General features: G+C 71.0%; 23 protein-coding genes. 14 read left to right on the top strand and 9 right to left on the bottom strand.

The genetic code is table 11. The features are described 5' to 3' along the window. Positions 1–17 precede the first annotated feature (17 nt). The 5 genes from AB0I59_RS08880 to AB0I59_RS08860 form a co-directional block, all read right to left on the bottom strand. Positions 18–1,067: a taurine ABC transporter substrate-binding protein gene (locus tag AB0I59_RS08880; protein ID WP_061256610.1), complete on the bottom strand. Its 1,050-nt coding sequence runs from the start codon at positions 1,065–1,067 to the stop codon at positions 18–20. A 52-nt stretch (positions 1,068–1,119) separates the two neighbouring features. Next, complete coding sequence (locus AB0I59_RS08875) at positions 1,120–1,998, bottom strand: ABC transporter permease (RefSeq protein ID WP_061256612.1); 879 nt, start codon at positions 1,996–1,998, stop codon at positions 1,120–1,122. Continuing rightward, complete coding sequence (locus tag AB0I59_RS08870) at positions 1,995–3,116, bottom strand: LLM class flavin-dependent oxidoreductase (protein ID WP_061256614.1); 1,122 nt, start codon at positions 3,114–3,116, stop codon at positions 1,995–1,997. The genes AB0I59_RS08875 and AB0I59_RS08870 overlap by 4 nt, the downstream gene beginning before the upstream one ends. Positions 3,117–3,234: 118 nt before the next feature. Further along, positions 3,235–4,131, bottom strand: a complete 897-nt coding sequence (locus AB0I59_RS08865; RefSeq protein ID WP_358131536.1) for a bifunctional helix-turn-helix transcriptional regulator/GNAT family N-acetyltransferase — start codon at positions 4,129–4,131, stop codon at positions 3,235–3,237. A 55-nt stretch (positions 4,132–4,186) separates the two neighbouring features. Then, on the bottom strand, positions 4,187–5,632 hold the full coding sequence (locus tag AB0I59_RS08860; RefSeq protein ID WP_061256618.1) for an FGGY family carbohydrate kinase: 1,446 nt from the start codon (positions 5,630–5,632) through the stop codon (positions 4,187–4,189). 316 nt (positions 5,633–5,948) lie between these two features. Here AB0I59_RS08860 and AB0I59_RS08855 point away from each other — a divergent pair, with 316 nt between their 5' ends. After that, positions 5,949–6,974, top strand: a complete 1,026-nt coding sequence (locus AB0I59_RS08855; protein WP_061256831.1) for a 6-phosphofructokinase — start codon at positions 5,949–5,951, stop codon at positions 6,972–6,974. A 182-nt stretch (positions 6,975–7,156) separates the two neighbouring features. Here the strand turns inward: AB0I59_RS08855 and AB0I59_RS08850 are convergent, their stop codons facing one another. Then, positions 7,157–7,984 (bottom strand): MHYT domain-containing protein, encoded by an 828-nt coding sequence (locus AB0I59_RS08850; RefSeq protein ID WP_358131533.1) that lies wholly within the window; start codon positions 7,982–7,984, stop codon positions 7,157–7,159. A gap of 497 nt (positions 7,985–8,481) precedes the next feature. On the opposite strand from AB0I59_RS08850, the gene AB0I59_RS08845 reads away from it, so the two are divergent. Both AB0I59_RS08845 and thiI read left to right on the top strand, forming a co-directional pair. Continuing rightward, positions 8,482–8,754 (top strand): hypothetical protein, encoded by a 273-nt coding sequence (locus AB0I59_RS08845; RefSeq protein ID WP_061256622.1) that lies wholly within the window; start codon positions 8,482–8,484, stop codon positions 8,752–8,754. A 197-nt stretch (positions 8,755–8,951) separates the two neighbouring features. After that, the gene (gene thiI, locus AB0I59_RS08840; protein ID WP_061256624.1) at positions 8,952–10,160 is read left to right on the top strand and encodes a tRNA uracil 4-sulfurtransferase ThiI; all 1,209 of its coding nucleotides are present in this window, start codon (positions 8,952–8,954) and stop codon (positions 10,158–10,160) included. 26 nt (positions 10,161–10,186) lie between these two features. Here the strand turns inward: thiI and AB0I59_RS08835 are convergent, their stop codons facing one another. After that, the gene (locus AB0I59_RS08835) at positions 10,187–11,782 is read right to left on the bottom strand and encodes an AAA family ATPase (protein ID WP_358131531.1); all 1,596 of its coding nucleotides are present in this window, start codon (positions 11,780–11,782) and stop codon (positions 10,187–10,189) included. 220 nt (positions 11,783–12,002) lie between these two features. Next, complete coding sequence (gene aroF, locus AB0I59_RS08830; protein ID WP_061256832.1) at positions 12,003–13,049, bottom strand: 3-deoxy-7-phosphoheptulonate synthase; 1,047 nt, start codon at positions 13,047–13,049, stop codon at positions 12,003–12,005. Between the two features lie 351 nt (positions 13,050–13,400). On the opposite strand from aroF, the gene AB0I59_RS08825 reads away from it, so the two are divergent. Both AB0I59_RS08825 and AB0I59_RS08820 read left to right on the top strand, forming a co-directional pair. Beyond that, a complete protein-coding gene (locus AB0I59_RS08825) occupies positions 13,401–14,012 on the top strand; it encodes a sulfite oxidase-like oxidoreductase (RefSeq protein WP_061256626.1) in 612 nt (203 codons plus the stop codon). Positions 14,013–14,106: 94 nt separating this feature from the next. Next, the gene (locus tag AB0I59_RS08820) at positions 14,107–14,901 is read left to right on the top strand and encodes a LytR/AlgR family response regulator transcription factor (protein ID WP_358131528.1); all 795 of its coding nucleotides are present in this window, start codon (positions 14,107–14,109) and stop codon (positions 14,899–14,901) included. A 575-nt stretch (positions 14,902–15,476) separates the two neighbouring features. Here AB0I59_RS08820 and AB0I59_RS08815 read toward each other — a convergent pair. After that, positions 15,477–16,313 (bottom strand): deoxyribonuclease IV, encoded by an 837-nt coding sequence (locus AB0I59_RS08815; RefSeq protein ID WP_061256629.1) that lies wholly within the window; start codon positions 16,311–16,313, stop codon positions 15,477–15,479. Between the two features lie 122 nt (positions 16,314–16,435). Between AB0I59_RS08815 and uraD the strand changes: the two genes are divergently transcribed. The 9 genes from uraD (at position 16,436) to alc (ending at position 24,714) form a co-directional block, all read left to right on the top strand. Next, positions 16,436–16,924: a 2-oxo-4-hydroxy-4-carboxy-5-ureidoimidazoline decarboxylase gene (gene uraD / locus AB0I59_RS08810; protein ID WP_358131526.1), complete on the top strand. Its 489-nt coding sequence runs from the start codon at positions 16,436–16,438 to the stop codon at positions 16,922–16,924. Beyond that, complete coding sequence (uraH, locus tag AB0I59_RS08805) at positions 16,921–17,268, top strand: hydroxyisourate hydrolase (RefSeq protein WP_061256632.1); 348 nt, start codon at positions 16,921–16,923, stop codon at positions 17,266–17,268. The genes uraD and uraH overlap by 4 nt, the downstream gene beginning before the upstream one ends. Further along, positions 17,216–18,157, top strand: coding sequence for a factor-independent urate hydroxylase (gene pucL, locus AB0I59_RS08800; RefSeq protein ID WP_061256634.1), 942 nt, complete (start codon positions 17,216–17,218; stop codon positions 18,155–18,157). Before uraH ends, pucL begins: the two co-directional genes overlap by 53 nt. Before the next feature lie 5 nt (positions 18,158–18,162). Further along, positions 18,163–19,065: an FAD binding domain-containing protein gene (locus tag AB0I59_RS08795; protein WP_358131522.1), complete on the top strand. Its 903-nt coding sequence runs from the start codon at positions 18,163–18,165 to the stop codon at positions 19,063–19,065. A gap of 61 nt (positions 19,066–19,126) precedes the next feature. Then, positions 19,127–19,693: a (2Fe-2S)-binding protein gene (locus AB0I59_RS08790; protein WP_358131520.1), complete on the top strand. Its 567-nt coding sequence runs from the start codon at positions 19,127–19,129 to the stop codon at positions 19,691–19,693. After that, positions 19,686–21,098, top strand: a complete 1,413-nt coding sequence (locus tag AB0I59_RS08785; protein ID WP_358131518.1) for an 8-oxoguanine deaminase — start codon at positions 19,686–19,688, stop codon at positions 21,096–21,098. Before AB0I59_RS08790 ends, AB0I59_RS08785 begins: the two co-directional genes overlap by 8 nt. A gap of 57 nt (positions 21,099–21,155) precedes the next feature. Further along, positions 21,156–22,385, top strand: coding sequence for a glycerate kinase (locus AB0I59_RS08780; protein ID WP_358131516.1), 1,230 nt, complete (start codon positions 21,156–21,158; stop codon positions 22,383–22,385). Positions 22,386–22,405: 20 nt separating this feature from the next. Then, complete coding sequence (gene allB, locus AB0I59_RS08775) at positions 22,406–23,743, top strand: allantoinase AllB (RefSeq protein ID WP_358131514.1); 1,338 nt, start codon at positions 22,406–22,408, stop codon at positions 23,741–23,743. Continuing rightward, positions 23,740–24,714, top strand: a complete 975-nt coding sequence (gene alc, locus AB0I59_RS08770; protein ID WP_358131512.1) for an allantoicase — start codon at positions 23,740–23,742, stop codon at positions 24,712–24,714. The genes allB and alc overlap by 4 nt, the downstream gene beginning before the upstream one ends. Positions 24,715–24,747 lie beyond the last annotated feature (33 nt).

The following is a 24,747-nucleotide window of genomic DNA, read 5'->3' as shown; positions in this document are numbered from 1 at the left end:
TGCGGGCCACTGTGCGGTCAGCTGCCGGCGAAGGCATCGGCGAGCTCCTTGGTGGCCAGGCCCTTCTGGAAGACGTCCAGCGCGGGCACGGCGTCGATCTTCTGTTGGGTCTTGAGGAATTCCGCCGCGCTGCGCAGGTGCTCGGCCAGCTTGCCCGGCGCGTCCGGCGTGCCGAGATAGTCGGCGGACCGCTGCTCCGACGCGTCGAGCAGCACGAGCTGGTCGAGCTGGCGGGTCGCCTCCTCCGGGCTGAGGTTGAGCTGGCGGCCGATCGCCGCCGCGGCCGCCGCCTTGTCCGTACGGGTCAGCTTGACGGCCCTGTCCTGCTGCCGCAGCCACTCGTCGAGCGCCTTCGGGTACTTCTCGGCGAACTCGGTGCGCACCACGGCGAGGTCGGCGGTCAGCTTGCCGCGCTGGGCCAGCTCCCGGCTGGTGACCAGCGTCTTCCCGGTCTTCTGCAGTTCGGCGAGCACCGGCGTCCACACGTACGCGCCGTCGATGTCCCCGCGCTGCCAGGCGGCCTGGATGTCCGGCGGCTCCATGTCGAGGATCTTGACCTGCGACTCCGAGAGACCGGCCTCGGCCAGCACCGCGAGCAGGCTGTAGTGCGTCGTCGAACTGAACGGCGCGGCGACCCGCTTGCCGACCAGCCCCTTGACGTCCGTGATGCCGTTCCGCGCGACCAGGGCCTCGTTGTCCCCGATGACGTCGAAGATCCACGGCACCTGGTAGGCGATGTTCAGCGGTGCCGACAGGCCCTTGGTGACGGGGCTGCTCCCGGCGAGGCCGATGTCGATCGCGCCGGAGATCATCGCGGTGTTGACGTCGCCGCCGGAGTCGAACTTGCTCCACACGATCGTCGTTCCGGGCAGGGCCTGTTCCAGCCACTTCTGGTCCTTGACGATCAGATCGCCGTTCGGGATCAGCTGGTAGCCGATGCGCAGGGTCTCCGGCGCGCCGTTCGCGGCGGCCGTACCGCCGGAGCCGGAGTCCGAACCGGATCCTCCGGAGCCGCAGGCGGCGAGCGCCAGCGCGGCGGTGGCGAACAGAACGCCGAGTCTCTTCATGAGAATGATTCCTTTCGGGCGGGAAGTGCGCCGCCGCCGACGACGAGCGGGCTCAGGTCCTGCCGCGCCAGGGCACGAGCACCCGGTCGAGCGACTGCAGGAGGAAATCGATCAGCAGGCCGGAGAGGCCGATGACGACGATGCCGAGGATCACCACGTCGGTCTGGTTGTAGCGCTGGGCGTCGCGGACCATGCCGCCGATCCCCGGTACTCCGTTGACGGTCTCGGCGGCGACCACCGTCGTGTACGCGACTCCGACGGCGACGCGGACCCCGGTGATGATCTCGGGGAGGGCGCTCGGCAGCACCACCCGCCAGGGGAGGGCCCAGCGCGGGGCGCCCAGGGATCTGGCCGCGTTGAGATAGTCCTCGTGCACGCCGCGTACGGCCTCCGCCGTCGCCACGGCCACGGGAGGCAGCGAGGCGAGGAGAAGCAGCCAGATCTTGGGCTCCTCGTCGATGCCGAACCAGATCACCAGCAGGCTGAGATAGGCGAGTGGGGGCAGCGTGCGCACGAACGTGACCAGGGGGCCGAGAAGCGCCCGCGCGGAGGGGAGCATGCCGATCAGCAGGCCGAGCGAGATACCTCCGGCGATGCCGTACAGGCAGCCGATGAGGATGCGGCGCAGGCTGGCGAGCAGATGCTCGGCCAGCGGGTAGCCGCTGTACCCCTCGGTCGCGGTCCTGACGAACTGCCGCCACACCGCGGCCGGCTCCGGCACGAACACGGGCGGCCAGATCTTCGCCATCGCCACGGCCTGCCAGACCGCCACGATCACGGCTATCGCCAGCAGGCGCAGCCCGGCCGCCCGCCACAGCCCCGCCCCCATCCTCCCGCGACCGCCCCGGGAAGCGGACGGGGTGGACGGTGCCGACGGGCTCGGCGGGGTGGAGAGGCCGGAGGGGGCAGAGGTCGCGGGCTGCGCGCTCACACCGAGACTCCGGACACGCGGCCGGGTACATCGTCCGCGGCACGGTCGACGCCGGACCGGAGACGGGGGAGGACGAACTCGCCGACGCGCAGGGCCTCTTCGAGGTGCGGCCAGCCGGACAGGATGAACTCCTCCAGCCCGAGCGCGGCGTACTCCCTGATCCGCTCGGCCACCTCGTCGTAGTCGCCGACGAGCGCCGTTCCCGCGCCCTCGCGGACGAGGCCCACACCCGCCCACAGGTTGGGGGAGATCTCCAACTCGGCGGCGGATCCTCCGTGGAGGTCCGCCATGCGCCGCTGGCCGACCGAGTCCATCCGGGCGAACCGCGCCTGGGCGGCCGCGATCCGCTCCGGGTCCATGCCGTCGAGGAGCCGCCGCGCGTACGTCCACGCCTCCTCGGAGGTCTCGCGGGCGATGACGTGCAGGCGGATGCCGTACCGCAGGGTCCTGCCGGTCTCGGCGGTGAGCGCGCGCATCCGCGCGACCCGCTCGGCGATCATCGCGGGTGGTTCGCCCCACATCAGGTAGACGTCGGCCTGCTCGGCGGCGACCCGCTCGGCCGCGGGGGAGGCGCCGCCGAAGTAGATCTCCGGGGCGGGCGTGAGCGGTGCGGCCAGGCCGCCGCCCTCGACGCGGTGATGGTCGCCGTCGAAGTCGAACGGCGTGCCCTCCCAGGTCCTGCGCAGGACGTCGAGGTACTCGGCCGTGCGGGCGTAGCGCTCGTCGTGTCCGAGGAAGTCGCCGTAGGCCCGCTGTTCCTTCGGGTCGCCGCCGGTCACGACGTTGAGCAGCATCCGTCCGCCGCTGATCTCCTGGAACGCCTGGACCTGCTGGGCGAGCAGCGTCGGCAGCGTGAAGCCCGGCCGGAACGCGACGAGCAGTCGCAGCCGTTCGGTACGCGCGGCGACGGCCGCGCACGTCACGAGCGGGTCGGGACAACCGGCGCCCACCGGGGTCAGCGCGGCCTCGAACCCGGCGGTCTCCGCGGCCTGCGCGACCTGGACGAGGTAGGGGAGCGTCGCGGGCCGGTCGGGGGCGGTTCCCGCCGCGACGGTCGTGGTGGCCGGCCGGACATGGTGACCGTCGCCTGCCGTCGGAAGGAACCAGTGGAACCGCATGTCGACGCCTCGGGGGTAAGGGGAACCGATACGCCGCGATGGTATCCGATTATTCCTACTTATAAAAGCGGAATTAGGGGGAATGCGCTCCAGGGCTCAGCGGCGGCCGTGACCCCGGTCAGAGGTCCATGGCCCAGACCTCCTCCACCACCGCCTGGCCCGAGTCCTCGCCGGGATGCTCCTCGACCAGCTCGAATCCGGCGTTTCGGTAGATCCTGCGCGCGCCGATTAGCGCGTCCCTGGTCCACAGCATGATCCGCCGGTAGCCCGCCCGGCGGGCGAAGCGCAGGCACTCCTCGACCAGCCGCCGGCCGATGCCCATGCCGCGCGTGGACGGCTCCACCAGGAGCAGCCTGAGCTGCGCGGTCGTGTCGTCCTTGCGCACGCAGAACACGCTGCCCACCGGGCGGCCGTCCACCTCGGCGATCCAGCCCGCCTCCCGCGCGGGATCATGCCCGGCCGCGTAGTCGGCGACGATCCTCGCCACCATGGCCTCGAACGCGGCGCCCCACCCGTACTCCTCGCTGTAGAGGACGCCGTGCCGGTGGACCACCCAGCCGAGGTCGCCCGGACGCGGTGGCCTGATGACGTACGGCTCCCGCCGCGCGGGCGGGTCGAGGGCGTCCCGGATCGTGGCCATCGCCGACAGCAGCCGCCGCCGGTCCTCCTCCGTCAGCGGGTCGAGCATCGCCCCGACATCGACGACCGAGCGCTCGTCGAGCATCGCGTACGCCGCCCGGCCCCTGTCTGTGAGCCGTACGACCTGGCGGCGCCCGTCCCGCGCCGACTTCTCGCGCGTGATGAGCCCGTCCGTCTCGAACCTGCCGAGGAGCCGGCTCAGGTAGCCGGGGTCCAGGCCGAGCGTCCTGCTGATCGCCCCGGCCTCGGAGGGCGTGCTGAGCTCGAAGAGCACCCGGGCCTCGGTCAGCGAGTAGGGCGTGTCCAGCATGCCGGCGCCGAGAACGCCGATGACGCCGGTGTAGAAGCGGTTGAACGCGCGGACTTCGGCCACCATGTCCATTGCCTACCTCAACTATCTCGTTGACTGAGGCAACGATATGTCGGCGGTGTCAGGAAGCCCAGTCCCGCGCGCGGTCGACCGCCTTCTTCCACAGGGCGTAGCCCGTACCGTTCTCGGGCGCGGGCTCGAAGCGGCGGTCGAGCCGCCAGGTGGCGCGCAGCTCCTCCTGGGAGGACCAGATCCCCGCCCCGAGCCCGGCGAGGAACGCCGCGCCCAGGGCCGTCGTCTCCTGGACGACCGGCCGCTCGACCGGTGTGCCGATCTGGTCCGCCTGCAGCTGCATGAGCAGGTCGTTGGCGCTGGCCCCGCCGTCGGCCTTCAGCACGGGCACGGGGAGGTCCATCGTCTCCACGATGTCGCGCACCTCGAAGGCGATCGCCTCCAGCGTCGCCCGTACGACGTGCGCGCGCCTCGTACCGCGCGTGATGCCGAGGATCGTGCCCCGCGCGTCCGGATCCCAGTACGGCGCGCCGAGACCGGTCAGGGCGGGGACGAAGACGACGCCTCCCGAGTCGGGCACGGTCCGCGCGACGGCCTCGGTCTCGGCCGCGCTCTGGATCAGGCCAAGGCCGTCGCGCAGCCACTGGACGGCGGCCCCGGTGACGAACACCGCCCCTTCCAGCGCGTACGTCAGGGCGCCGGACGGGGCCTGCCAGGCCACCGTGGTGAGCAGGCCCGCCGCCGAGCGGACGATCTCGTCACCGGTGTTGACGAGGATGAACGAGCCAGTGCCGTAGGTGCACTTCACGTCGCCGGGGGAGAAGCACGCCTGGCCGAACAGCGCGGCCTGCTGGTCGCCGGCCACGCCGCTGATCGGCAGGTCGAGTCCGAGGAACACCTCGGGGGACGTCCGGCCGATCTCCCCGTAGTTCGGGACCAGCTCCGGGAGCGCGTCCTCCGGCACGCCGAACAGCTCGCACAGCTCGGACGACCAGGTGCCGCGCGTGATGTCGTACAGCAGCGTCCTGGACGCGTTGGACGGGTCGGTCACGTGCCGCCGGCCGTTCGTGAGCCTGGCGATCAGGTAGGAGTCCACCGTGCCGATCGCCAGGTTGCCGGCATGCCACGACCGGGGATCGTTCTCGGCCAGCCAGGCCAGCTTGGTGCCGGTGAAGTACGGGTCGAGCCGCAGGCCGGTCAGCTCGGACACCCGAGGCTCGTGCGCGCGCAGCCGGTCGCAGACGTCCGAGGAGCGGCGGTCCTGCCAGACGATCGCCCTGCGCGGGGCGGCCAGCGTGGTCCGGTCCCACAGGACCGCGGTCTCCCGCTGGTTCGTGACGCCGACGCAGCGGGGAGCCGTCGCGGCTCCGTCCAGCGCGGCGCGGCAGGCCGCCAGCGTCGCCTGCCAGATCTCCTCGGGGGCGTGCTCCACCCAGCCGGGCCGGGGGAAATGCTGGGCGAACTCCTCGTATCCGCGTGACTCGATCCGGCCGTCCTCGGACACGACCAGGGCCGTCACCCCGGTCGTCCCCGCGTCGATCGCCAGGACGCTCACCGCGCCTCCTTCGCCGGCACGTTGGCTACTGTGTTGTGGGCGGATACTAACCCGCTGGTTCGCCACCCGGGCAGGGTGCGCCGGGACGCGAGACCGGCGCGGTAAGACCGATGTGCCGGGGGAGGCTGATAGGGAGGACGCCGCCGCGCGGCCGGTTCCGGGAATCCCGGCGCGGCGTGAGCCGGCTCGTTAAGCTTGATCACCCAACCTCACATTTGGTCTAGACCATTGGTGACACCTCGGGCAGAATGCGTTGCGTTGACGTGCTGGAGTGCCGGCATCGGTCTGGCCGTGAATCCATATGGAGGAACCCGTCATGCGTATCGGAGTGCTGACCGGAGGCGGCGACTGCCCCGGCCTGAACGCCGTGATCCGCGCCGTCGTCCGCAAGGGCATCGCCGTCTACGGACACGAGTTCGTCGGCTACCGTGACGGCTGGCGTGGCCCGCTCGAGGGCGAGACCATGGAGCTGGGCATCCCGGCCGTGCGCGGCATCCTTCCGCGCGGCGGCACGATCCTCGGCTCCTCCCGCACGAACCCGATCAAGATCGAGGGCGGTGTCGAGCGGATCAAGGAGAACCTTGCCGCGTCCGGCGTCGACGCTCTGATCGCCATCGGCGGCGAGGACACCCTCGGCGTCGCCAAGCAGCTCTACGACCGGGACGTGCGGGTCGTCGGCGTTCCCAAGACGATCGACAACGACCTCAACGCCACCGACTACACCTTCGGCTTCGACACCGCCGTGAACATCGCGATGGAGGCCATCGACCGCCTCCACACAACGGCCGAGTCGCACCACCGCGCGCTCATCTGCGAGGTCATGGGCCGCCACGCGGGCTGGATCGCCCTGCACGCCGGTATGGCCGCGGGCGCCAACGTCATCCTGATCCCGGAGAAGCCGTTCGACATCGACCGCGTCTGCTCCTACGTGGAGTCGCGGTTCCAGACCCGCTACTCGCCGATCATCGTCGTGGCCGAGGGCGCCCATCCGATCGAGGGGCAGATGGCCCTGCAGGCCGGCGAGCTCGACGCGTTCGGGCACGTACGGCTCGGCGGCATCGGCGAGATGCTCGCCCAGGAGATCGAGAAGCGTACCGGCAAGGAGGCCCGCACCACGGTCCTCGGCCACATCCAGCGTGGGGGCACGCCCACCGCCTACGACCGGGTCCTGGCCACCCGCTTCGGCCTCGGCGCCATCGACGCCGTCCACGAGGGCGACTACGGCAAGATGATCGCTCTCAACGGTACGGACATCGTCCGGGTTGGCCTCGACGCGGCCACCGCCGAGCTCAAGACCGTCCCGGCCTCGCGCTACGAGGAGGCCGAGGTCTTCTTCGGCTGATCCGCGTCGCCGTGAGGGCCGCCCGGGAGTGTGCTCCGGGGCGGCCCTTCGCGTTCACGGGGCGGCGCGTCTTCACATGCGGCCCGTGTACACGGGGTGACGCGGGGTCGCACACGCCCGCGTTCACGGGCGTGGACACCCTCCCACGACGTCCTCGCGTCCGCGCCCGCCATATCCGCCGTTCATTCCTGGCGGCGGTGGTGCTGCGGCTCATGGGGGAGGGGCGCCATCGACCCGGCCCGCCGCCCGGCGAGCCACTCCAGCAGCTCCGCCTCCGCGCGCAGCTCACGCTCCGAGGGGGCGAGGATGGCCGACAGCAGCATCACCAGAGTGAACATGCTGATGAGGACCAGTAGCGGCACCAGGAAATCGAGGGCCTGGGCGCCGGGGACCATGCCCGGGTCGTGATCGAGCCGCACGCTCATCGCGAACATCCCGGTGTAGTGCATGCCGCTGACCGCCACCCCCATGATCAGGGCGGCCCCGGTGGTCGGGAGGGCGCCGCGCACGCGCAGCGTGAACCAGAGCGCGACCGTCGCGGCGGCGACCGCGATCAGGATCGACACGGCGACGACGAACGGGTCGTAGCTGACGTGTCCCGGCATGTTCATGGCCGCCATGCCGACGTAGTGCATGCAGGCCACACCGCTTCCGGTGAGCAGCCCGCCGGCGAGCAGCGGACCCGGCCGCTCGCCGCCGTACGCCACGAGGAACAGTCCGGCGCCCACCACGGTGATCGCGATGAGCGCTGAGGCGACGGTGAGCGGGATGTCGTAGCGGATCGGGGCGTTCCCGACGTCGAACCCCATCATCGCGATGAAGTGCATGACCCAGATCCCGGTGCCGCCGATCGACACGGCGCCTCCGGCGAGCCAGCGCACCCGCGCGCCGCCGACCGCGAAGCGGGCGCGCGCGGTCAGCATCAGCCCGAGCATCGAGCCGATGCTGGACATCACGTACGCGAGCAGCGGTGTGAGCAGACCATACGAGAAATGGTTTATGTGTGCCATGAATTCACCTTTCGGTAAATCGAGACACTGGGAGTATGGCAATTGCCTGCTAATTACGAGATCCGCGTACGAGGTGATGATGGAGTCGGGGTACGTCTTTTCGCTCCGGAGGAGTGGTAATTCCTCACCGATACGGAGAGGCGCACTCCGAATGAGGTTCTGTTCATGTTTCCCGTGGTGGTGATCGCGAGATGGACCCGCGCGGGTCGGCCGAATTCGCGGTCGTCAGATCGGGACATGCCCGATTCTTCGCGCCGGAAAGACCGTATTCACGGGGAGTGGCTCACGCGGACCGTAGCGGCCGGTCGGCGGGTTGTTCGGGACGACGCCTCACGAGTGACCGATGCGACGGCTCTCGTGGGCGGCGAAAATCTCATCGCCGATTCTCCGTCGAATCCCGGGAACAGGGGCTGCGCGGCATCACGCCGAACCTGTACGACCACACGGAGTCCGGTTTATGCTCGCGGCATCGGTCACTCGCGTGACGAGGAGCGGTCGTGTTCTCCGACGAACCGGGTGGAGTCCTTCTCTGGCTCGCATTCTGGATCGCCCAGGTCATCCTTCCCGTGTTGGCCGGGCTGGTCGTGTTGGCCGCGATGCTGTTCTGCTCGTTCGTGGTCACCACCGCGACGATCGCCGCCGTCCACCACGCGATTCGCCGTATCTCGCGACGCCATCGGCGGCGACCGCGGCTCCAGGAAGATCGGCGTGAGCGGGAAGCGGGTTTGAGCGTGCTGTCGGCCTGGATGGGCCGTGCGGCGGACGACTGACTGGCCCGGCCGGCACCGAGAGGTCGTGTCTCCGGGGCGGGCGGACGAGGGCCGGGCGCGGACCGAAGCGGACTAAAGTAGCGGGGTCGCGGCGTTGTGCCTTCCCGGACCGCTTTCCGGTTCGCCCTAGCCGCCCGTACGCGCCACACTTGCGGTAGCCGTACCTGTCTCGAACCGCTTCGCCGGAGGTAAACACGATGTCCGTGACGGCCATGTCGGCCCTGGGGGAGCCCTGCGTGCTGCTCAAGCTGGGCGAGGTCGTCCTCAAGGGCAGGAACCGCGAGCTCTTCGAAAGCCGGCTGCGCGCCAACATCAAGGCCGCGCTCAAGGAGTTCACGGTCGACATCCGGCAGCGGCACGGCGTGATCGCGCTGTTCCTCCCCAAGGGCACCGGCGTGGACGTCGCCGAGGCGGTCGCCCGGCGCGTGTCCGAGGTTCCCGGCCTGGTACGGGTCAACCTCGCCTGGAGGGTCGCCAAGACCCCCGAGGCCGTGACCGAGGCCGCGGTCGAACTGATCAAGGAGAGGGACGAGGTCGCGCGCAAGGCGCGGTTCGCCGTGCGCTCCCGCCGCAGGGACAAGCGGTTCCCGCTCCGCTCCAACGAGCTGGACCGCCTCGTCGGCGGCACCATCAACGACACCTACGGCCTGCCGGTCGACCTGAAGAACCCCGAGCTGACCGTCTACATCGAGGTGGACAGGGACGAGGTCTTCGTCTTCACCGACGGGCTGCCCGGACAGGGCGGCCTGCCGGTCGGTTCCAGCGGGCGGGCGCTGGTCCTGATGTCCGGCGGCATCGACTCGCCCGTCGCCGCCTACCGGATGATGCGCCGCGGCCTCCGGGTGGACTTCCTCCACTTCTCCGGCATCCCGTTCACCACGTCCGAGTCCATCTACAAGGCGTACGCCCTGGTCCGCAGGCTCGACCGGTTCCAGGGCAGGTCACGCATGTGGGTGGTGCCGTTCGGCAAGGCCCAGCAGTCGATCAAGGCGTCCGGCCAGGACCGGCTGGCGGTGATCGCACAGCGGCGGCTGATGCTGAAGACGGCGGAAGAGGTGGCCCACCGCATCCACGCGGAGGCGCTGGTCACCGGTGACTCGCTCGGCCAGGTCTCGTCGCAGACCCTGACCAACATCACCGCCCAGGACCACGCGGTCGACCTGCCCATCCTGCGGCCGCTGATCGGGCTGGACAAGACCGAGATCATGGCCGAGGCGCGGCGCATCGGCACGCTGGAGATCTCCGAGCTTCCCGACGAGGACTGCTGCACGCTCCTCGCGCCGCGCTCGGCGGAGACCCGGGCCAAGATCGAGGACCTCAAGCAGATCGAGAAGCGGCTCGACGCCGAGGAACTGGCCGTCCAGCTCGCCGACTCCCTCCAGGAGTACAAGCTCGAAGACGCCTGACCGGGCCGTCACGCCGGCCCGGTAGATCAGAAGGAAGGCTTCCGGTACTCGTAGACGTCGTCGAGGTCGAACAGCATGATCTCGCCGGGAGCCTCCTTGGCCGCCTCGCGCAGGTGGTCGGAGAAGCCGTGCATCGAGAAGATGGCGAGCACGGCGTTCGCCGCGTCGTGGTCCTTGGCCAGCAGCGCTCTGATGTGGCGGAGGCGCTCCAGATCCTTCAGGCCGCGCGGCCGTCCGGTCGCCTTGGTCTCGCCGATGACGGTGATCGTCGAACCCTTGGGCCGGGCACTGGTGTTGTGAGCGAGACCGATGTAGTCCACCTCGTGGGTGGTCCGGTTGGCCTGGTCGGGCACCAGTGTCCAGCCGTCCGAGCCGAGGTCGGCCCGGTCGTACAGCAGCCGGAACGCGCTCCAGGTGGCGATCTGTTCGAACGCCGGGCCGATCACCTGGGAGCGGAAGCTGTGCTGGGCATCCCGCCAGGCGTCCTCCGGAGTCGTCATTCCGCGTGCCAGATCGTGCATGCGCGAACTGACTACGGCGTGATGGAAGCGGATGATCGGGTCGTTCATCCGGAACAGATAGTCGCGAGGCCGCAGGAGGTCGCGCCGCTCGTCGACGTATCGCATGGCCACCAGCCGGGCGACGATCGCGTCGGTCTCGTCCTTCGGGCGACCGATCACTCCACCGATCTTCGCCAGAGTGGTCGCTCCCTCCGAGATCGCCTTCATCGCCTGCCGGTAGATGTCCTTGTCCCGGATACGCGGGTCCTCGCGGAGCAGATGATCGATCTCGGCGTCGGTGAAGAAGTCCGGCCGAGGACGGAGGAACGCCTTGGAGATCCAGGCGTCCAGCTCCTCCATGGTCTGGGGAACCGGCGACCCGGCGTGCTTGACGAGGGCTTCCATGTAACCCGGGGCGCCGCCGAGCACCGCGAAGAGGGTGAACGCGACCCGGCGGTCTTCGATCCCCCAGAACCGCGCCATGTCGACGTGGTCGAAAGGGGTCATGGTCATCCTGAAGGTGAGGCGACCGAAGAGCGGCCGGGAGCCGTGGCCGAGTTCGTGGATCACCGACACCGCTGAACCGCAGAGCATTAAGCAGCCCTCGATAACCCGGTCGTAGTAACGGATCCGGAGGCCCGGCGGGGCGATCTCGCCGGGCGGGAACATGTGGGAGTCGTAGATGGCCTTGGCGATCGATGGCAGATGCGGCGTGTCGCGCAGCAGGTAAGGGAACTCGTCGATCACGACGGGCGGGACGTCGCGGCCCTCTCTCCGGCGGAACGTGGCGTTCATCGCGAACTCGAGCAACCGGTCCCAGGTGTCATTCGCGGCGATGGGCAGCGCCGACAGGTCGACGGCGAGTGAGGGGTCATAGACGGCCAGTTCGTCACGGAACCGCTGCTGGGCTCGGGGGAGCGTCTCCTCAAGGTCCGCCTGGAAGTAGAACCCGTTGGTCGCCTTCGTGAATCGCCTGAGAAGGTAGGACTTCCCGGCGCGGCGGCGGCCGGTCCACGCGGCCACCGAGGAGCCCGGGCGCCCGCTGGGAGAGGTTTTCGCAAATCGATTGAGGATCTGCCATTCCTCGTCGCGGTCAATGATGTCGTCAGGTTTCGGCAGCATGCGGGGCAGCGTATTTTCCCAGGTCGGCCGCCCGCTGGGATTCCAGGAAATCTCCCGAAAACCGTCCGACCTGCGGGTATTCGCTAATTTCGCGGCGAAAATGCCCTGACGGTCGGTACGGCTCGCCGCTCGTGGCGCAAGCCGTACCCGGTCGTCTGGGGTCGAAGATCACGGGCGCGGGATCACGCGGTGGCGGGCCGCGCCCGTAGGCGGAAGAAGGTCACGCGGGCACCGGGACGGCGTGCGTGGCGTCGGTGAGGGTGCGTCCGAGGAGCGGGGGGAACTGGCGCATCACCCGCGCGAGCTCGCGCAGGTCGCCGTTGACCAGAGCCTGGGGGCCGTCGCAGAGCGCCTGCTCGGGGTGGGGGTGGACGTCGATGATCACGCCGTCCGCTCCGACGGCGATGGCCGCGCGGGTGAGCGGCAGGACGAGGTCGCGGCGACCGCCCGAGTGGGACGGGTCGATGATCACGGGGAGGTGGGAGAGCCGCTGCGCCACGGGGACCGCGGACACGTCGAGGGTGTTGCGGGTGGCGGTCTCGAACGTGCGGATGCCGCGTTCGCAGAGCACGATGTCGAGGTTGCCGCGCTGCGCGATGTATTCGGCCGACATCAGCCACTCCTCGATCGTGCCGCTCATGCCGCGCTTGAGCATGACCGGCTTGCCCGCCTTGCCGACGGCCTGGAGCAGCGCGAAGTTCTGCGTGTTGCGGGTGCCGATCTGGAGCATGTCGGCGTAGGACGCGACCAGCTCGACGTCGTGGGCGTCCACGACCTCGGTGACGATCGGCAGGCCGGTCTTCTCGCGTACGTCGGCCAGGATGCGCAGCCCCTCCTCGCCCAGCCCCTGGAAGGCGTACGGCGACGTGCGCGGCTTGAAGGCGCCGCCGCGCAGCAGGGTCGCGCCCGCGGCCTTGGCCATCTCGGCGGCCTCCAGGGTCTGCTGCGGGGTCTCGACCGCGCACGGGCCCGCGATCAGCGTCACGGTGTCCGGGCCGATGGGCACCCCGCCCACCCTGACGGTGGAGCGTTCGGGATGGTTCTCCCTGCTGACCAGCTTGTACGGCATGGACACGCGCATGACGTCCGCGACACCGGACATGCCGCGGATGTTCAGCGCCGCGAAACGCTCGATGTCGCCGACCAGACCGATGATCGTACGGTTCACGCCCCGGCTGACGAACGCCTCGCCACCGGACGTGCTGACGATCCCCACGATCGACTCGATGTCGTCCTGGGTCGCCTCGGACCCCATGACGATGACCATGATCACTCCTTGCAGGTGCCTGTCGGTTTCCTCGCGAAACGCGAAAGGCCCCGGGTCCGTGTGGACCCGGGGCCTTTCGTTCGCCTTGGCTGTCAGCGCAGCGCTAGGAGGCGAGCGGTCCCTGCGGGTCCGTCGCCATACCAAAACTCAGCGATACGCATGCCACGCAATATAGCGCATGTCCGGCACCGCGAATGGCGCCCTTCCCTGTTCGCGATCACGAAGGGTGGGGGCGCGTTCCGCTCCCACCTGGGCGTTCCGTCGCGCCGATCATGCCGGGACGGTGCCGGGCAGGGTGGCTGGCGGGGTCCCGGTGCCGGTGAACGGAACGGCTGGTGGCAGTATGGCGACGTGCCGGAGATTCCCGAAGAGGAGAGCCGTCTGCCCCCCGGGCAGTACATCCCGCGCGGCCGGCCCGTCATCCACTACGGCCGGGTTCCGGCGTTCCGTCCCCAGAGCTGGCGGTTCCAGGTGTTCGGCGCCACCGCCTCAGGTGACGCGCACATGTTCGGGTGGGAGGAGTTCGCCGCGCTGCCCAGGACCGCGGTGATCGCCGACTTCCACTGCGTCACCAAGTTCTCGATCATGGGTAACGAATGGTCGGGCATCGGGGCGCGGACACTGCTGGAGGAGGTCCCCCCGGCTCCCGGCGTACGGCATGTCATGATCTGGGCTGAGTACGGCTACAGCGCGAACATCCGCATGGACGACTTCGACCGTGACACCACCCTGTTCGCCACCGATCTGGACGACAAGCCGCTCAGCCCCGAGCGCGGATTCCCCGTACGCATCGTGGTCCCGCACCTGTACGCCTGGAAGAGCGTGAAATGGGTGCGCGGGGTGGAATACCTGACGGAGGACAGGCGCGGCTTCTGGGAGGAGCGCGGCTACCACAACATCGCCGACCCCTGGCGGGAGCAGCGCTACTCCTACCAGGAGGAGCCGGGCGAGGGCCCTCCCTGACGCCCCGCATCCGCCTCCCTTGCGTAGTCGATCGCGCACTCTTCGTCGCCGAACCCCTTGCGGGCCCCGCGGGCGAGGCGGCACGGTGGTGGGCATGCTGCGTGTCATGGCCGTCGACGACGAGGCGTCCGCCTTGTCCGAGCTCGCCTATCTCCTACGCCAGAACGAGCGGATCGAGCACGTCACCACCGCCCGGGACGGGCTGAGCGCGCTCCACACGATCGTGTCGATGATGGGCGCCGGTGAGCGCCTCGACGGCGCCTTCCTCGACATCCGGCTGCCCGGTCTGGACGGTCTCGAACTGGCCAGGGTGATCGCCGGATTCCCCAGCCGTCCCCGGCTGGTCTTCGTCACCGCCCACGACTGCGCGGTCCGGGCCTTCGAACTGGAGGCCGTCGACTACGTTCTCAAGCCGGTGCGCGCCGACCGGTTGGCGGAGGCCGTACGACGGCTCTCCTGCGCGGTCGCGGCGGCGGCCGCCGAGGAGGAGGACGACACCGACGTCATCCCGGTCGAGCTGGCCGGCCGCACCAAGTTCGTCCAGCGGCAGGCCGTCTGGTACGCCGAGGCCCACGGCGACTACGTACGCCTGCACACGGTGGACGGGGCCTACCTCGTGCGGATGCCCCTCGCCGCGCTCGAACGCCGCTGGGGCGGCTCGGGGTTCCTCCGCGCGCACCGCAGCACGCTCGTCAACACCCGCCACGTGAGCGAACTGCGCTTCGACGCGGGGCGGATGGTGCTCCAGGTCGGGACGGAGGCGCTGCCGGTCAGCAGGCGGCACGCCCGGCAGGTTCGCGACCAGCTCGTCCGGCGCCTGCGGGTGACCGGTCCGTCGGCCGGCCCGTCTGTCGGTCCCGCGGCCGGCCCGCCGGTCGGCGCGATGTGACAGGGGAGGCCCGACGGCGGGGCGAGGGGTCCGACCGTTCGTCGCGTCCTACCGGCCGCCGGTCCGGACGGGTCCGCGCGCGCGTCGCGAAACACCGACCGCTCGTCCGAAGTCCGGTCGCGGGTACGGCCCGCCACCGTAATCTCTCCGTCATTGCAAGGCCACGCCGCGTAGCTGAAGAAGTTCGTGACCATGCCGCGCGGATGCCAGGCGGGCCCTCACTGGGGATGGGGCCGATTGGGAAATATCCGGCAGACGGTGAATTGCCGAGTGAGGCGATGTCTGCCGGATATGACCTGTCACGGGATCCGCGAAAGCGGTCCGGCCATCGGGGGCGCCGGACCGCGAGCGGGCCCTCCGTCGTCCACCACCGTTCACCCTCGCCCACCACCGTTCACCGACGTCCGGCGCCGCCCGGCGCGTAAGCGGGCACGGCGTAACGGGCACGGCGTAACGGGCACGGCGTAACGGGCACGGCGTAACGGGCACGGCGTAACGGGCACGGCGTAACGGGCACGGCGTAACGGGCACGGCTTGACGGGCACGGTGCCGAGGGACGGCCTCGGCGACGCGGGTCAGTCGCGCAGCTTCTTCAGGAGCGCGATGTTCTCCCGGTCCTGGTCGACCTTGCCCGGCGTCTCGATGCAGAGCGGCACTCCGGCGGTCGCGGGGTGGCGCATGATCTCGGCGAACGGCTCCGCGCCGATGTGACCGGCGCCGATGTTCTCGTGGCGGTCCTTCTTGGAACCGCACACGTCCTTCGAGTCGTTCGCGTGGATCAGCTTGAGCCGTCCGGGGGCGACCTGGTGCAGCGCGTCGAACGTCGCCCCCACCCCGCCCGGAGCGGCCAGGTCGTGCCCGGCGGCGAAGGCGTGACAGGTGTCCAGGCAGACGCCCACCTTCGGATGGTGATCCAGCGCGTCGAGGTAGGGGCCGAGGTCCTGCACGGTCGCGCAGAGCATCTGCCCCTGCCCCGCCATCGGCTCGAGCAGCAGATCGGGGCCGCCTTCGGGGATCTCGTCCAGCAGCGGGAGCAGGTGCTCGCGCACCTGGCGCAAGGCGTCGTCCCTGGGCTGGCTGACGGCGGAGCCGGTGTGCATCACCACGCCGAGAGCGCCGATCTCGGCGCCGCGCCGGAGCGTGTGCCTGATCACCGCCACGGAGTTGGTCAGGGTCGCCGCGGTGGGCGAACCGAAGTTCACGAGGTAAGGGGAGTGCGCGAAGACCGGCAGCTCTGACGCGGCGAGTTTCGCGTCCTCGATCGGGTCGCCGTCATTGAGCGCCCAGGTCCGGGGGTTGGTGACGAAGACCTGGATGATCTCGGCGCCGACGTCGGCCGCATGGCGCAGTCCGCCGGTGGCCAGACCGCCCGTGACGGAAACGTGCGCGCCAATCGCATTTCTAGGGGTCATGATGAATCCAGCCTAGTGTCCGGGCCTTTGTGGCAACGTACAAACCCCGGCTGGGACACGACCGGACAGTTGTGTGTTCGCGCTGCTAGACCCGGCCCTCGGCCGCGATGTTGACTGCTGGCATGCGAGAACTCAGCCAGGAGGAGCTGCGCTCCTGCTGCGCGTCCACGACCTGGACGGCCGCGGTCGCGGCGCGGCAGCCGTACGCGGACCTCGCCGCGCTGACGGCGGCGGGCGAGGAGGCGATCGCGGCGCTGGACTGGCCCGACGTGGAGGAGGCACTCGCGGCGCATCCCCGGATCGGGGAGCGGGCCGCCGCCGGACGGGCGGCAGATGGCGAGCGCGAGGCGCGGTGGTCCCGGACCGAGCAGTCCGGTACGGCCGGTGCGGCCCAGACCGTGCTCGACGCCATCGCCAGGGGAAACGCGGTCTATGAGGAACGGTTCGGCCACGTCTACCTGGTACGCGCCACGGGCAGGAGCGCCGAGGAGATGCTCGGGCTGCTGCTGGCCCGGCTCGCGAACGACGAGGAGACCGAACGGACGATCGTCCGCGCCGAACTCGCCGAGATCGTGCGGCTGCGCCTGGAGAAGGCGGTGACCGGCCGGTGAGCCTCTCCACCCACGTGCTCGACACGGCCAAGGGGCTGCCCGCGGCCGGTGTGCTCGTCCGGCTCTCGCGGATGACCGTGCACGGCTTCCTCGCCGCGGCCGAGGGCCGTACGGACGAGGACGGCCGGATCCGGGAGTGGTCGCCGGTGAGCGCGGAGTGGGTCGAGGGCGTGGACCCGCGTCCCGGCACCTACCGCCTGGTCTTCCACACGGGGGAGTACCTCGGGAGGGACGCCTTCTTCCCCGAGGTCAGCGTCGTCTTCAGGATCCGGGAGCCCGGCGGCCACTGCCATGTGCCGCTGCTGCTCAGCCCGTTCGCCTACTCGACCTACCGCGGGAGCTGATGTGATCATCTTGGGGCCCAACCGGTACGGCAAGGCCGAGACCAGGGTGGTCAGGGTCACCCGGCACGGCGACGTCCACCACATCAAGGATCTCAACGTCAGCACGTCGCTGTCCGGTGAGATGGCCGACGTGCACCTGACCGGCGACAACTCGGCCGTGCTCACCACGGACGCGCAGAAGAACACGGTGTTCGCGTTCGCCAGGAAACACGGCGTCGGCGCGGTCGAGGACTTCGCCCTGCTGCTCGCCCGGCACTTCGTGGACTCGCGGCCGACCATCCACCGGGCGCGGGTCGCGATCGAGGAGTACGCCTGGGAGCGGAACGCCGGATCCGGGCACTCCTTCGTGCGCTCCGGCAGGGAGGTGCGCACCTGCGTCGCCCACTACGACGGGTCGGCCGCCTGGATGGTGTGCGGACTGCGCGACCTGGTCGTGCTGAACACCACGAACTCCGAGTTCTGGGGGTTCGTGAAGGACGAGTACACGACCCTGCCGGAGACCCGTGACCGGATCCTGGCCACGGCGGTCGAGGCGTCCTGGCGGCATTCCGCGGTGAGTTCCGCCGACCCGGACGAGGACGGCGCGAAGAACTGGGACAAGTCGTACGAATCGGTTCGGCAGGCCCTGCTGACGGCCTTCGCCGGGACCTACAGCCTCTCCCTCCAGCAGACGTTGTACGCCATGGGGGCCCGGGTGCTCGCCGACTGCCCCGAGATCTGCGAGGTACGGCTGGCGCTGCCGAACAGGCACCACTTCCTGGTGGATCTCGCGCCCTTCGGGCTGGACAACCCGGACGAGGTGTACCTCGCCGCCGACCGGCCGTACGGGCTGATCGAGGGGACGGTCCTGCGCGACGACGCGCCCGCCGCCGGACCGGCCTGGGAGTGACGACGATGGACTTCCTGCGCCCCGGCACCTGGGAGGAGGCCCTGGCGATGAAGGCCGCGAGGCCGGACGCCACGCCGATCCAGGGCGGCACGGACGTGATGGTCGAGATCAACCTCGACAAGGGGCGCCCGGCGGCCCTCCTCGACCTGAACCCCGTCGCCGAGCTGGCCGAGTGGTCCTGGACGGGGGACGGCGCGCCGATGCTGCGCGTGGGAGCGGGGGTGACGTACGCGCGGCTGATCGCGGAGCTGGGCGGGTGGCTGCCGGGGCTCGCGCAGGCGTCCCGGACCGTGGGATCGCCGCAGATCCGCAACCGGGGAACGGTCGCGGGCAACCTGGGGGCGGCCTCGCCCGCCGGGGACGGCCACCCGCCGCTCCTCGCGTCCGGAGCGCTGGTCGAGGCCGCGTCGGTGCGCGGCACGCGGCTGATCCCGATCGCGGAGTTCTACCTCGGAGTGAAACGCAACGCGCTGGAGGACGACGAGCTGATCCGCGCGGTCCACGTCCCTCCGGCCGCCGGCCCGCAGTACTTCTCCAAGATCGGTACCAGGAACGCGATGGTGATCGCGGTGTGCTCCTTCGCCATCGCCCTGCGTCCGGGGGAGCGGCGCGCGGGCACCGGGATCGGCTCCGCCGCCCCCACGCCCCGCCGGGCGTACGCGGCCGAGGAGTTCCTGGCGGGGGAGCTCGACTGGGACGGCTGCGGGCCGCTCGACCCCGCGCTCGCCCGCAGGTTCAGCGAGCTGGTCGCCGAGGCCGCGTCGCCCATCGACGACGTGCGCGGCCGGGCGGCCTACCGGCGGCACGCGCTGGGTGTCATGGCCCGACGGGCGCTCGGCTGGGCCTGGACCGACCACACGGCGGGCCCGGCCGGCCGGGCGCCCGAAAGGAGCGGTGACAGCGGATGATCCCCGACGCCTCCCGGCCAGACGGCCGGGTCTTCTCCTGGCGCCTTCCGATGGAGGTCCGATGCGGGTGAACGTCTCCGTCAACGGCGAACGGATGTCCGCCGACGACGTCTGGGAGGGCGAGAGCCTGCTGTACGTCCTGCGCGAGCGGCTGGGGCTGCCCGGCGCGAAGAACGCCTGCGAGCAGGGCGAGTGCGGGTCGTGCACGGTCTACCTCGATGGAGTCACGGTGTGCGCGTGCCTGGTGGCCGCCGGGCAGGCCGAAGGCCGTGAGGTGATCACCGTGGAGGGGCTCTCCTCCGGAGGCCGTACGCGGAGCGAGGACGTCTCCGCCGAGGGGGAGCCCGCGGACGGCGGGCTCGACGAGGTGCAGCGCTGCTTCGTCGAGGCGGGAGCCGTACAGTGCGGGTTCTGTACGCCGGGGCTCGTCGTGCAGGCGCACTCCCTGATCGCGGGCGCGTCCGGAGTGCCGGCGGACGCCGAGATCCGCGAGGCCCTGGCCGGCAACCTGTGCCGGTGCACGGGATACGAGAAGATCCTCGACGCCGTGCGCCTGGCCGCCGCCCGCGCGTGCGCCGCACGGGACACGCCGCTCGTCCCGCCACAGCAGGGAGCCTCCGATGACTGATCGGCCACTCCGGCGCGTGATCATCGAGAACGCGTACATCGTCCCGGTGGCCGGTGCGGAGATCCCGTCCGGACATGTCGTGATCGAGGGGGATCGCATCGTCGCGGTCGGCCCCGGCCCCGCGGACGCGGTGTTCGACGGCGTGACCGATGGCGGATCCGGCGACGGCGACAGCGAGCGGATCGACGGGAGCGGGTGCCTGGCGACGCCCGGCCTGGTCAACACCCATCACCACCTCTATCAATGGGCCGCGCAGGGAGTCACCCCCGACGGGACGCTGTTCGAGTGGCTGGTCGCGAGCTATCCGCTGTGGGCCGGGATGGACGCCGAGGTGGTGCACGGGGCCACGACGGCGGGGCTCGCCTGGTTGGCCATGTCGGGATGCACCACCACGACCGACCACCACTACGTCTTCCCCAAGGGGCGCGGAGACCTGTTCGACGCGGAGATCGAAGCGGCCCGGCGGATCGGCGTGCGGTTCCACCCCTGCCGGGGGTCGATGGACCGTGGGCGGTCCAAGGGGGGCCTGCCCCCGGACGAGGTCGTGGAGGAGCCCGACGACATCCTCGCCGCCACCGAGGAGGCGATCCGGAAATATCATGACCCGTCGTTCGGGTCGATGCTCCGGGTCGCGGTCGCCCCCTGCTCGCCCTTCTCGGTGAGCGGCGAGCTGATGGTGCGGTCCGCCGAGCTCGCCCGCTCCCACGGCGTACGGTTGCACACGCACATCGCCGAGACCCAGGACGAGGACCACCACTGCGTGGAGCAGTTCGGCGTCCTCCCCGTGGAGTACCTCGACCGGCTCGGCTGGCTGGGTCCCGACGTGTGGCTGGCCCACGCCGTCCACCTGACCGACAAGGACGTCCAGAGGTTCGCCGAGACCGGGACGGGGACCGCACACTGCCCGTCGTCGAACGGCCGCCTCGGTGCGGGCATCACCCGGGTATGCGACCTGCTGCGCGCGGGAGCGCCCGTGGGCCTCGGTGTCGACGGCGCCGCCTCCAGCGAGATGACCACGCTGGCGGGTGAGATCCGGATGGCCATGCTCATGCAGCGTGCCCGGTACGGCCCGCGCGCCCTGACCGCCCGCCAGGCGCTTGAGCTGGCCACGCTGGGCGGCGCCCGCTGTCTCGGCCGTGAGGCGGAGATCGGGACGCTGGAGCCGGGCAAGCTGGCCGACGTCGCCCTGTGGCGGCTGGACGGCTTCTTTGCCGCGATCGACGATCCGGTGGTCGCGTTCGCGTACGGCCGGACGCCGCCGCTGGCCCGGCTGCTGGCGGGCGGCCGGACCCTGGTCGAGGACGGCGAGCTTCGCACGGTCTCCGGCGCGGAGGCGGCCCGGGCGGGCGCGGCGGCGCACCGCCGCCTGACGGGCGCGGCCCGATGGCCAGGCCGGTCGAGGTGAGGTACGGCGTTCGACGATGATGGTCGTCATCCGTTCGCCGAGCACCAGGGAGCAGCAATGAGGGACCACGTCGTCATCGCGCCGGACAAGTTCAGGGGGTCGCTGGCCGCCGCGGACGTGGCCGCGCACCTGGCCGCCGGGCTGGGGGACGTGCCCGTCGTGTCGCTCCCGGTGGCCGACGGCGGTGACGGCACGGTGGACGCGGTCGTGGCGTGCGGTTTCACCCGGGTCGAGGTCGAGGTGACCGGTCCCACCGGCCGTCCCGTCCGTGCGTCCTACGCCACCCGGGACGGCGTCGCGGTGATCGAGCTGGCCGAGGCGTCCGGCCTGCGGCTGCTGCCGGAGGGTCCCGCTCCTCTGACGGCCACGAGCTACGGGACCGGCGAGCTGATCGCCCATGCCGTACGGCACGGCGCCCGCAGGGTCGTGCTCGGGCTCGGCGGCAGCGCCTGCACCGACGGTGGCGCCGGCATGATCCAGGCCCTCGGCGCGCGCCTGCTCGACGGCGACGGCGGCGAGCTGCCTCCCGGCGGAGGCGCGCTCAGGAACCTGGCCACGATCGACGTCTCGGCGTTCGGCCTGGGCCACACGCACGAGCACGAGCAGGGGCACGGGCACGGTCACGGTCATTCCGGCGGCGATCTCTCGGACGTGGAGTTCGTGGTCGCGAGCGACGTGGACAACCCCCTGCTCGGGCCGCACGGAGCGGCGGCCATGTACGCCCCGCAGAAGGGGGCCGGTCCGCAGGACGTGGCGGTGCTGGAGGCCGGCCTGGCCCGGCTGGCCGCCGTCGCCGCGCACACCCACGGCGTCGTGGGAGCGGCCGAGCACGACGGTGTCGTACGGGCGATGGGCGTGGCCGGTCGGCCCGGAGCCGGAGCGGCGGGCGGCGTCGGCTTCGCCGCGATGGCCTTCCTGCACGCCGAGATCAGCCCCGGCATCGAGTACCTCCTCGGCCTGCTGGAGTTCGACCGGCACGTCGAGGGTGCGCGGCTGGTCATCACCGGCGAGGGATCGCTGGACGAGCAGTCCCTGCGCGGGAAGGCGCCGGTGGGCGTGGCCTCGGCGGCGGCCAAGCACGGGGTCCCGGTCGTCGCCGTGTGCGGCCGCCGGTCGATCTCGGATGAGGAGCTCCACACGGCGGGCATCGCCGCCGCCTACGCCCTGACCGATCTCGAACCCGACGTCGAGCGGTGCGTCGCGGAGGCGGGGCCGCTGCTGGAGCGCCTGGCCGCGGCCATCGCCGCCGACCGGCTCTCCCCGTCCGCCGGCCGGAGCGATCACTAGGAAGCACACGGAGGTCCCGTATGGTCCACGCGGAAGGCGATGAGCGCGCGGAGTTCGACCTGGTCGTGCGCTCCCGCCGGGTGGTGACCCCGGAGGGGGAGGGGCCGCTCGCGGTGGCCGTGCGGGCCGGGAGGATCGCGGCGCTGCGCCCGCACGACGCGCCCCCGCCCGCGCGGGAGACCGTGGATCTCGGCGAGGTGGCGCTGCTGCCCGGTCTCGTCGACACCCATGTGCACGTCAACGAGCCGGGCCGTACGCACTGGGAGGGGTTCGCCTCGGCCACCAGGGCGGCGGCGGCCGGAGGTGTCACCACGATCGTCGACATGCCGCTCAACGCGCTGCCGCCCACGGTCAGTGTGGCCGCGCTGGAGGTCAAGCGGAAGGCCGCCGAGGGGCAGTGCCACGTCGACGTCGGTTTCTGGGGCGGCGCGATCCCCGGCAACTCGGGCGAGCTGGAGCCGCTGCACCGGGCGGGGGTGTTCGGCGTCAAGTGCTTCCTCTCGCCGTCCGGCGTGGACGAGTTCCCCGCTCTGGACCGCGCCGGGCTGCGGGAGGCACTCCGGGTGCTGGCGGAGTTCGACGGGCTGATGATCGTCCACGCGGAGGACCCGGCGGTGCTCACCGACCCGCTCGGCCCGACATATCCGGATTTCTTGGCATCCCGAACGGAGGAGGCCGAGCGCAGAGCCGTCGAGCAGGTCATCGAACTGGCCGCCGAGACCGGAGCTCGCGCCCACATCGTGCACGTCTCCTCCGCGTCCTGCCTGGAACCGCTGCGGACCGCCCGGCGCGACGGTGTGCGGATCAGCGCGGAGACCTGCCCGCACTACCTCACCCTGACCGCCGAGGAGGTCAGCGGGCCCGCGTACAAGTGCTGCCCCCCGATCAGGGAGGCCGCCAACCGCGACGCCCTCTGGGAGGGGCTCGCCGACGGCGTGCTGATGGGTGTCGTCTCCGACCACTCGCCGTCCACGCCCGACCTCAAGGTGCCCGACTTCGCCGCGGCCTGGGGCGGGATCTCCTCGCTGCAGCTCGGCCTCTCCGCCGTGTGGACGTCCGCGAGCGCGCGGGGCCACGGCCTGAGCGCCGTGACGCGGTGGATGGCGGAGGGGCCGGCGGCGCTGGTCGGCCTGCCGTACAAGGGGGCGATCCGGCCGGGTGCGGACGCGGACCTGGTCGCCTTCGATCCGGAGGCGGGGTTCACCGTGGACGCCGCCGCGCTGCACCACAGGAACCCGGTGTCGCCCTATCACGGCAGGGCGCTGACCGGCGTCGTCGTCCGCACGTGGCTGCGCGGACGACCGGCCGACCTTGTCACCCCGCACGGCAGGTTCCTCACCAGGGAGGGGATCGGATGACGAATCTCGGCAGGCTTCCCGACCTCGCGCTCCGCTCGTACGGCGGGTCGGTGGTCGCGGCGAGCGACGAGTCGTTCGCGGAGAAGGAGGCCCTGATCAGGCCGGGGCCGGCCGAGTTCCGGCCGCACACGTTCGGCGCGAAGGGCCAGGTCTACGACGGGTGGGAGACCCGGAGGCGGCGCGAGCCCGGCCACGACTGGGCCGTGGTACGGCTCGGCATGCCCGGGGTGATCAGGTCGATCGTGATCGACACCGCGTGGTTCAAGGGCAACTATCCGCCGTTCGCGTCGGTCGAGGCGTGCGCGGCCGACGCGGGCCGCTCCCCGGACGAGCTGACCGGGTGGGCGGAGATCGTGCCGCGCGCCCCGCTCAAGGGCGACACCGCCCACGAGTTCGAGGTGGCCGACCGGCACCGGTTCACGCACGTGCGGCTGAACATCTTCCCCGACGGCGGCGTGGCCCGGATGCGGGTGCACGGCGAGGTGGTGCCCGACCCCAGGTTCCTTTCCGGTCTCACCGTCGACCTCGCGGCGCTGGAGAACGGGGCGGTCGTCGTCGCCTGCTCGGATGAGTTCTACTCCTCGCCCAACAACGTCCTCGCCCCAGGTCAGGCCAGGAACCAGGCCGAGGGCTGGGAGACCGCCCGCAGGCGGGACGGCGGCAACGACTGGCTGATCGTCGCCCTGGCCGGCGCGGGCACCGTCGCCGTGGCCGAGCTGGACACCTCGAACCTGCTGTTCAACGCGCCGGGATCGGCCGCTCTCACGGGCATCGACGCGCGCGCGGCGGCGCTGGAGGACGAGGACGCCTGGTTCACCGTGTTGCCGAGGACCCGGCTCCAGCCCGACACGCGGCACCGGTTCCGCCTGGACGGCGATCGTCCCCTGACCCACGTCAGGCTCGACATCTTCCCCGACGGCGGGCTGGCCCGGCTGCGACTGCTCGGCTCGTTGCTCGGCGACCCACTCTGATCGGAACGGCTCTGATCAAACGGCTCTGCCCGA

This window comes from Microtetraspora glauca, assembly GCF_040656155.1.
GTDB classification, from domain to species: Bacteria; Actinomycetota; Actinomycetes; order Streptosporangiales; family Streptosporangiaceae; genus Microtetraspora; species Microtetraspora glauca.
Note: the sequence above shows the minus strand (reverse complement) of the source record. Positions and strands in the feature narration are given on the sequence as shown.

What these genes read in the sequence shown, in the direction of transcription:
- AB0I59_RS08880 (WP_061256610.1), bottom strand. Translation starts at nt 1,067, where the DNA reads ATGAAGAGACTCGGCGTTCTGTTCGCCACCGCCGCGCTGGCGCTCGCC.
- AB0I59_RS08870 (WP_061256614.1), bottom strand. Translation starts at nt 3,116, where the DNA reads ATGCGGTTCCACTGGTTCCTTCCGACGGCAGGCGACGGTCACCATGTC.
- AB0I59_RS08865 (WP_358131536.1), bottom strand. Translation starts at nt 4,131, where the DNA reads ATGGTGGCCGAAGTCCGCGCGTTCAACCGCTTCTACACCGGCGTCATC.
- AB0I59_RS08855 (WP_061256831.1), top strand. Translation starts at nt 5,949, where the DNA reads ATGCGTATCGGAGTGCTGACCGGAGGCGGCGACTGCCCCGGCCTGAAC.
- AB0I59_RS08850 (WP_358131533.1), bottom strand. Translation starts at nt 7,984, where the DNA reads ATGGCACACATAAACCATTTCTCGTATGGTCTGCTCACACCGCTGCTC.
- thiI (WP_061256624.1), top strand. Translation starts at nt 8,952, where the DNA reads ATGTCCGTGACGGCCATGTCGGCCCTGGGGGAGCCCTGCGTGCTGCTC.
- AB0I59_RS08835 (WP_358131531.1), bottom strand. Translation starts at nt 11,782, where the DNA reads ATGCTGCCGAAACCTGACGACATCATTGACCGCGACGAGGAATGGCAG.
- aroF (WP_061256832.1), bottom strand. Translation starts at nt 13,049, where the DNA reads ATGGTCATCGTCATGGGGTCCGAGGCGACCCAGGACGACATCGAGTCG.
- AB0I59_RS08820 (WP_358131528.1), top strand. Translation starts at nt 14,107, where the DNA reads ATGCTGCGTGTCATGGCCGTCGACGACGAGGCGTCCGCCTTGTCCGAG.
- AB0I59_RS08815 (WP_061256629.1), bottom strand. Translation starts at nt 16,313, where the DNA reads ATGACCCCTAGAAATGCGATTGGCGCGCACGTTTCCGTCACGGGCGGT.
- uraD (WP_358131526.1), top strand. Translation starts at nt 16,436, where the DNA reads ATGCGAGAACTCAGCCAGGAGGAGCTGCGCTCCTGCTGCGCGTCCACG.
- pucL (WP_061256634.1), top strand. Translation starts at nt 17,216, where the DNA reads ATGTGCCGCTGCTGCTCAGCCCGTTCGCCTACTCGACCTACCGCGGGA.
- AB0I59_RS08795 (WP_358131522.1), top strand. Translation starts at nt 18,163, where the DNA reads ATGGACTTCCTGCGCCCCGGCACCTGGGAGGAGGCCCTGGCGATGAAG.
- AB0I59_RS08790 (WP_358131520.1), top strand. Translation starts at nt 19,127, where the DNA reads ATGCGGGTGAACGTCTCCGTCAACGGCGAACGGATGTCCGCCGACGAC.
- AB0I59_RS08785 (WP_358131518.1), top strand. Translation starts at nt 19,686, where the DNA reads ATGACTGATCGGCCACTCCGGCGCGTGATCATCGAGAACGCGTACATC.
- AB0I59_RS08780 (WP_358131516.1), top strand. Translation starts at nt 21,156, where the DNA reads ATGAGGGACCACGTCGTCATCGCGCCGGACAAGTTCAGGGGGTCGCTG.
- allB (WP_358131514.1), top strand. Translation starts at nt 22,406, where the DNA reads ATGGTCCACGCGGAAGGCGATGAGCGCGCGGAGTTCGACCTGGTCGTG.
- alc (WP_358131512.1), top strand. Translation starts at nt 23,740, where the DNA reads ATGACGAATCTCGGCAGGCTTCCCGACCTCGCGCTCCGCTCGTACGGC.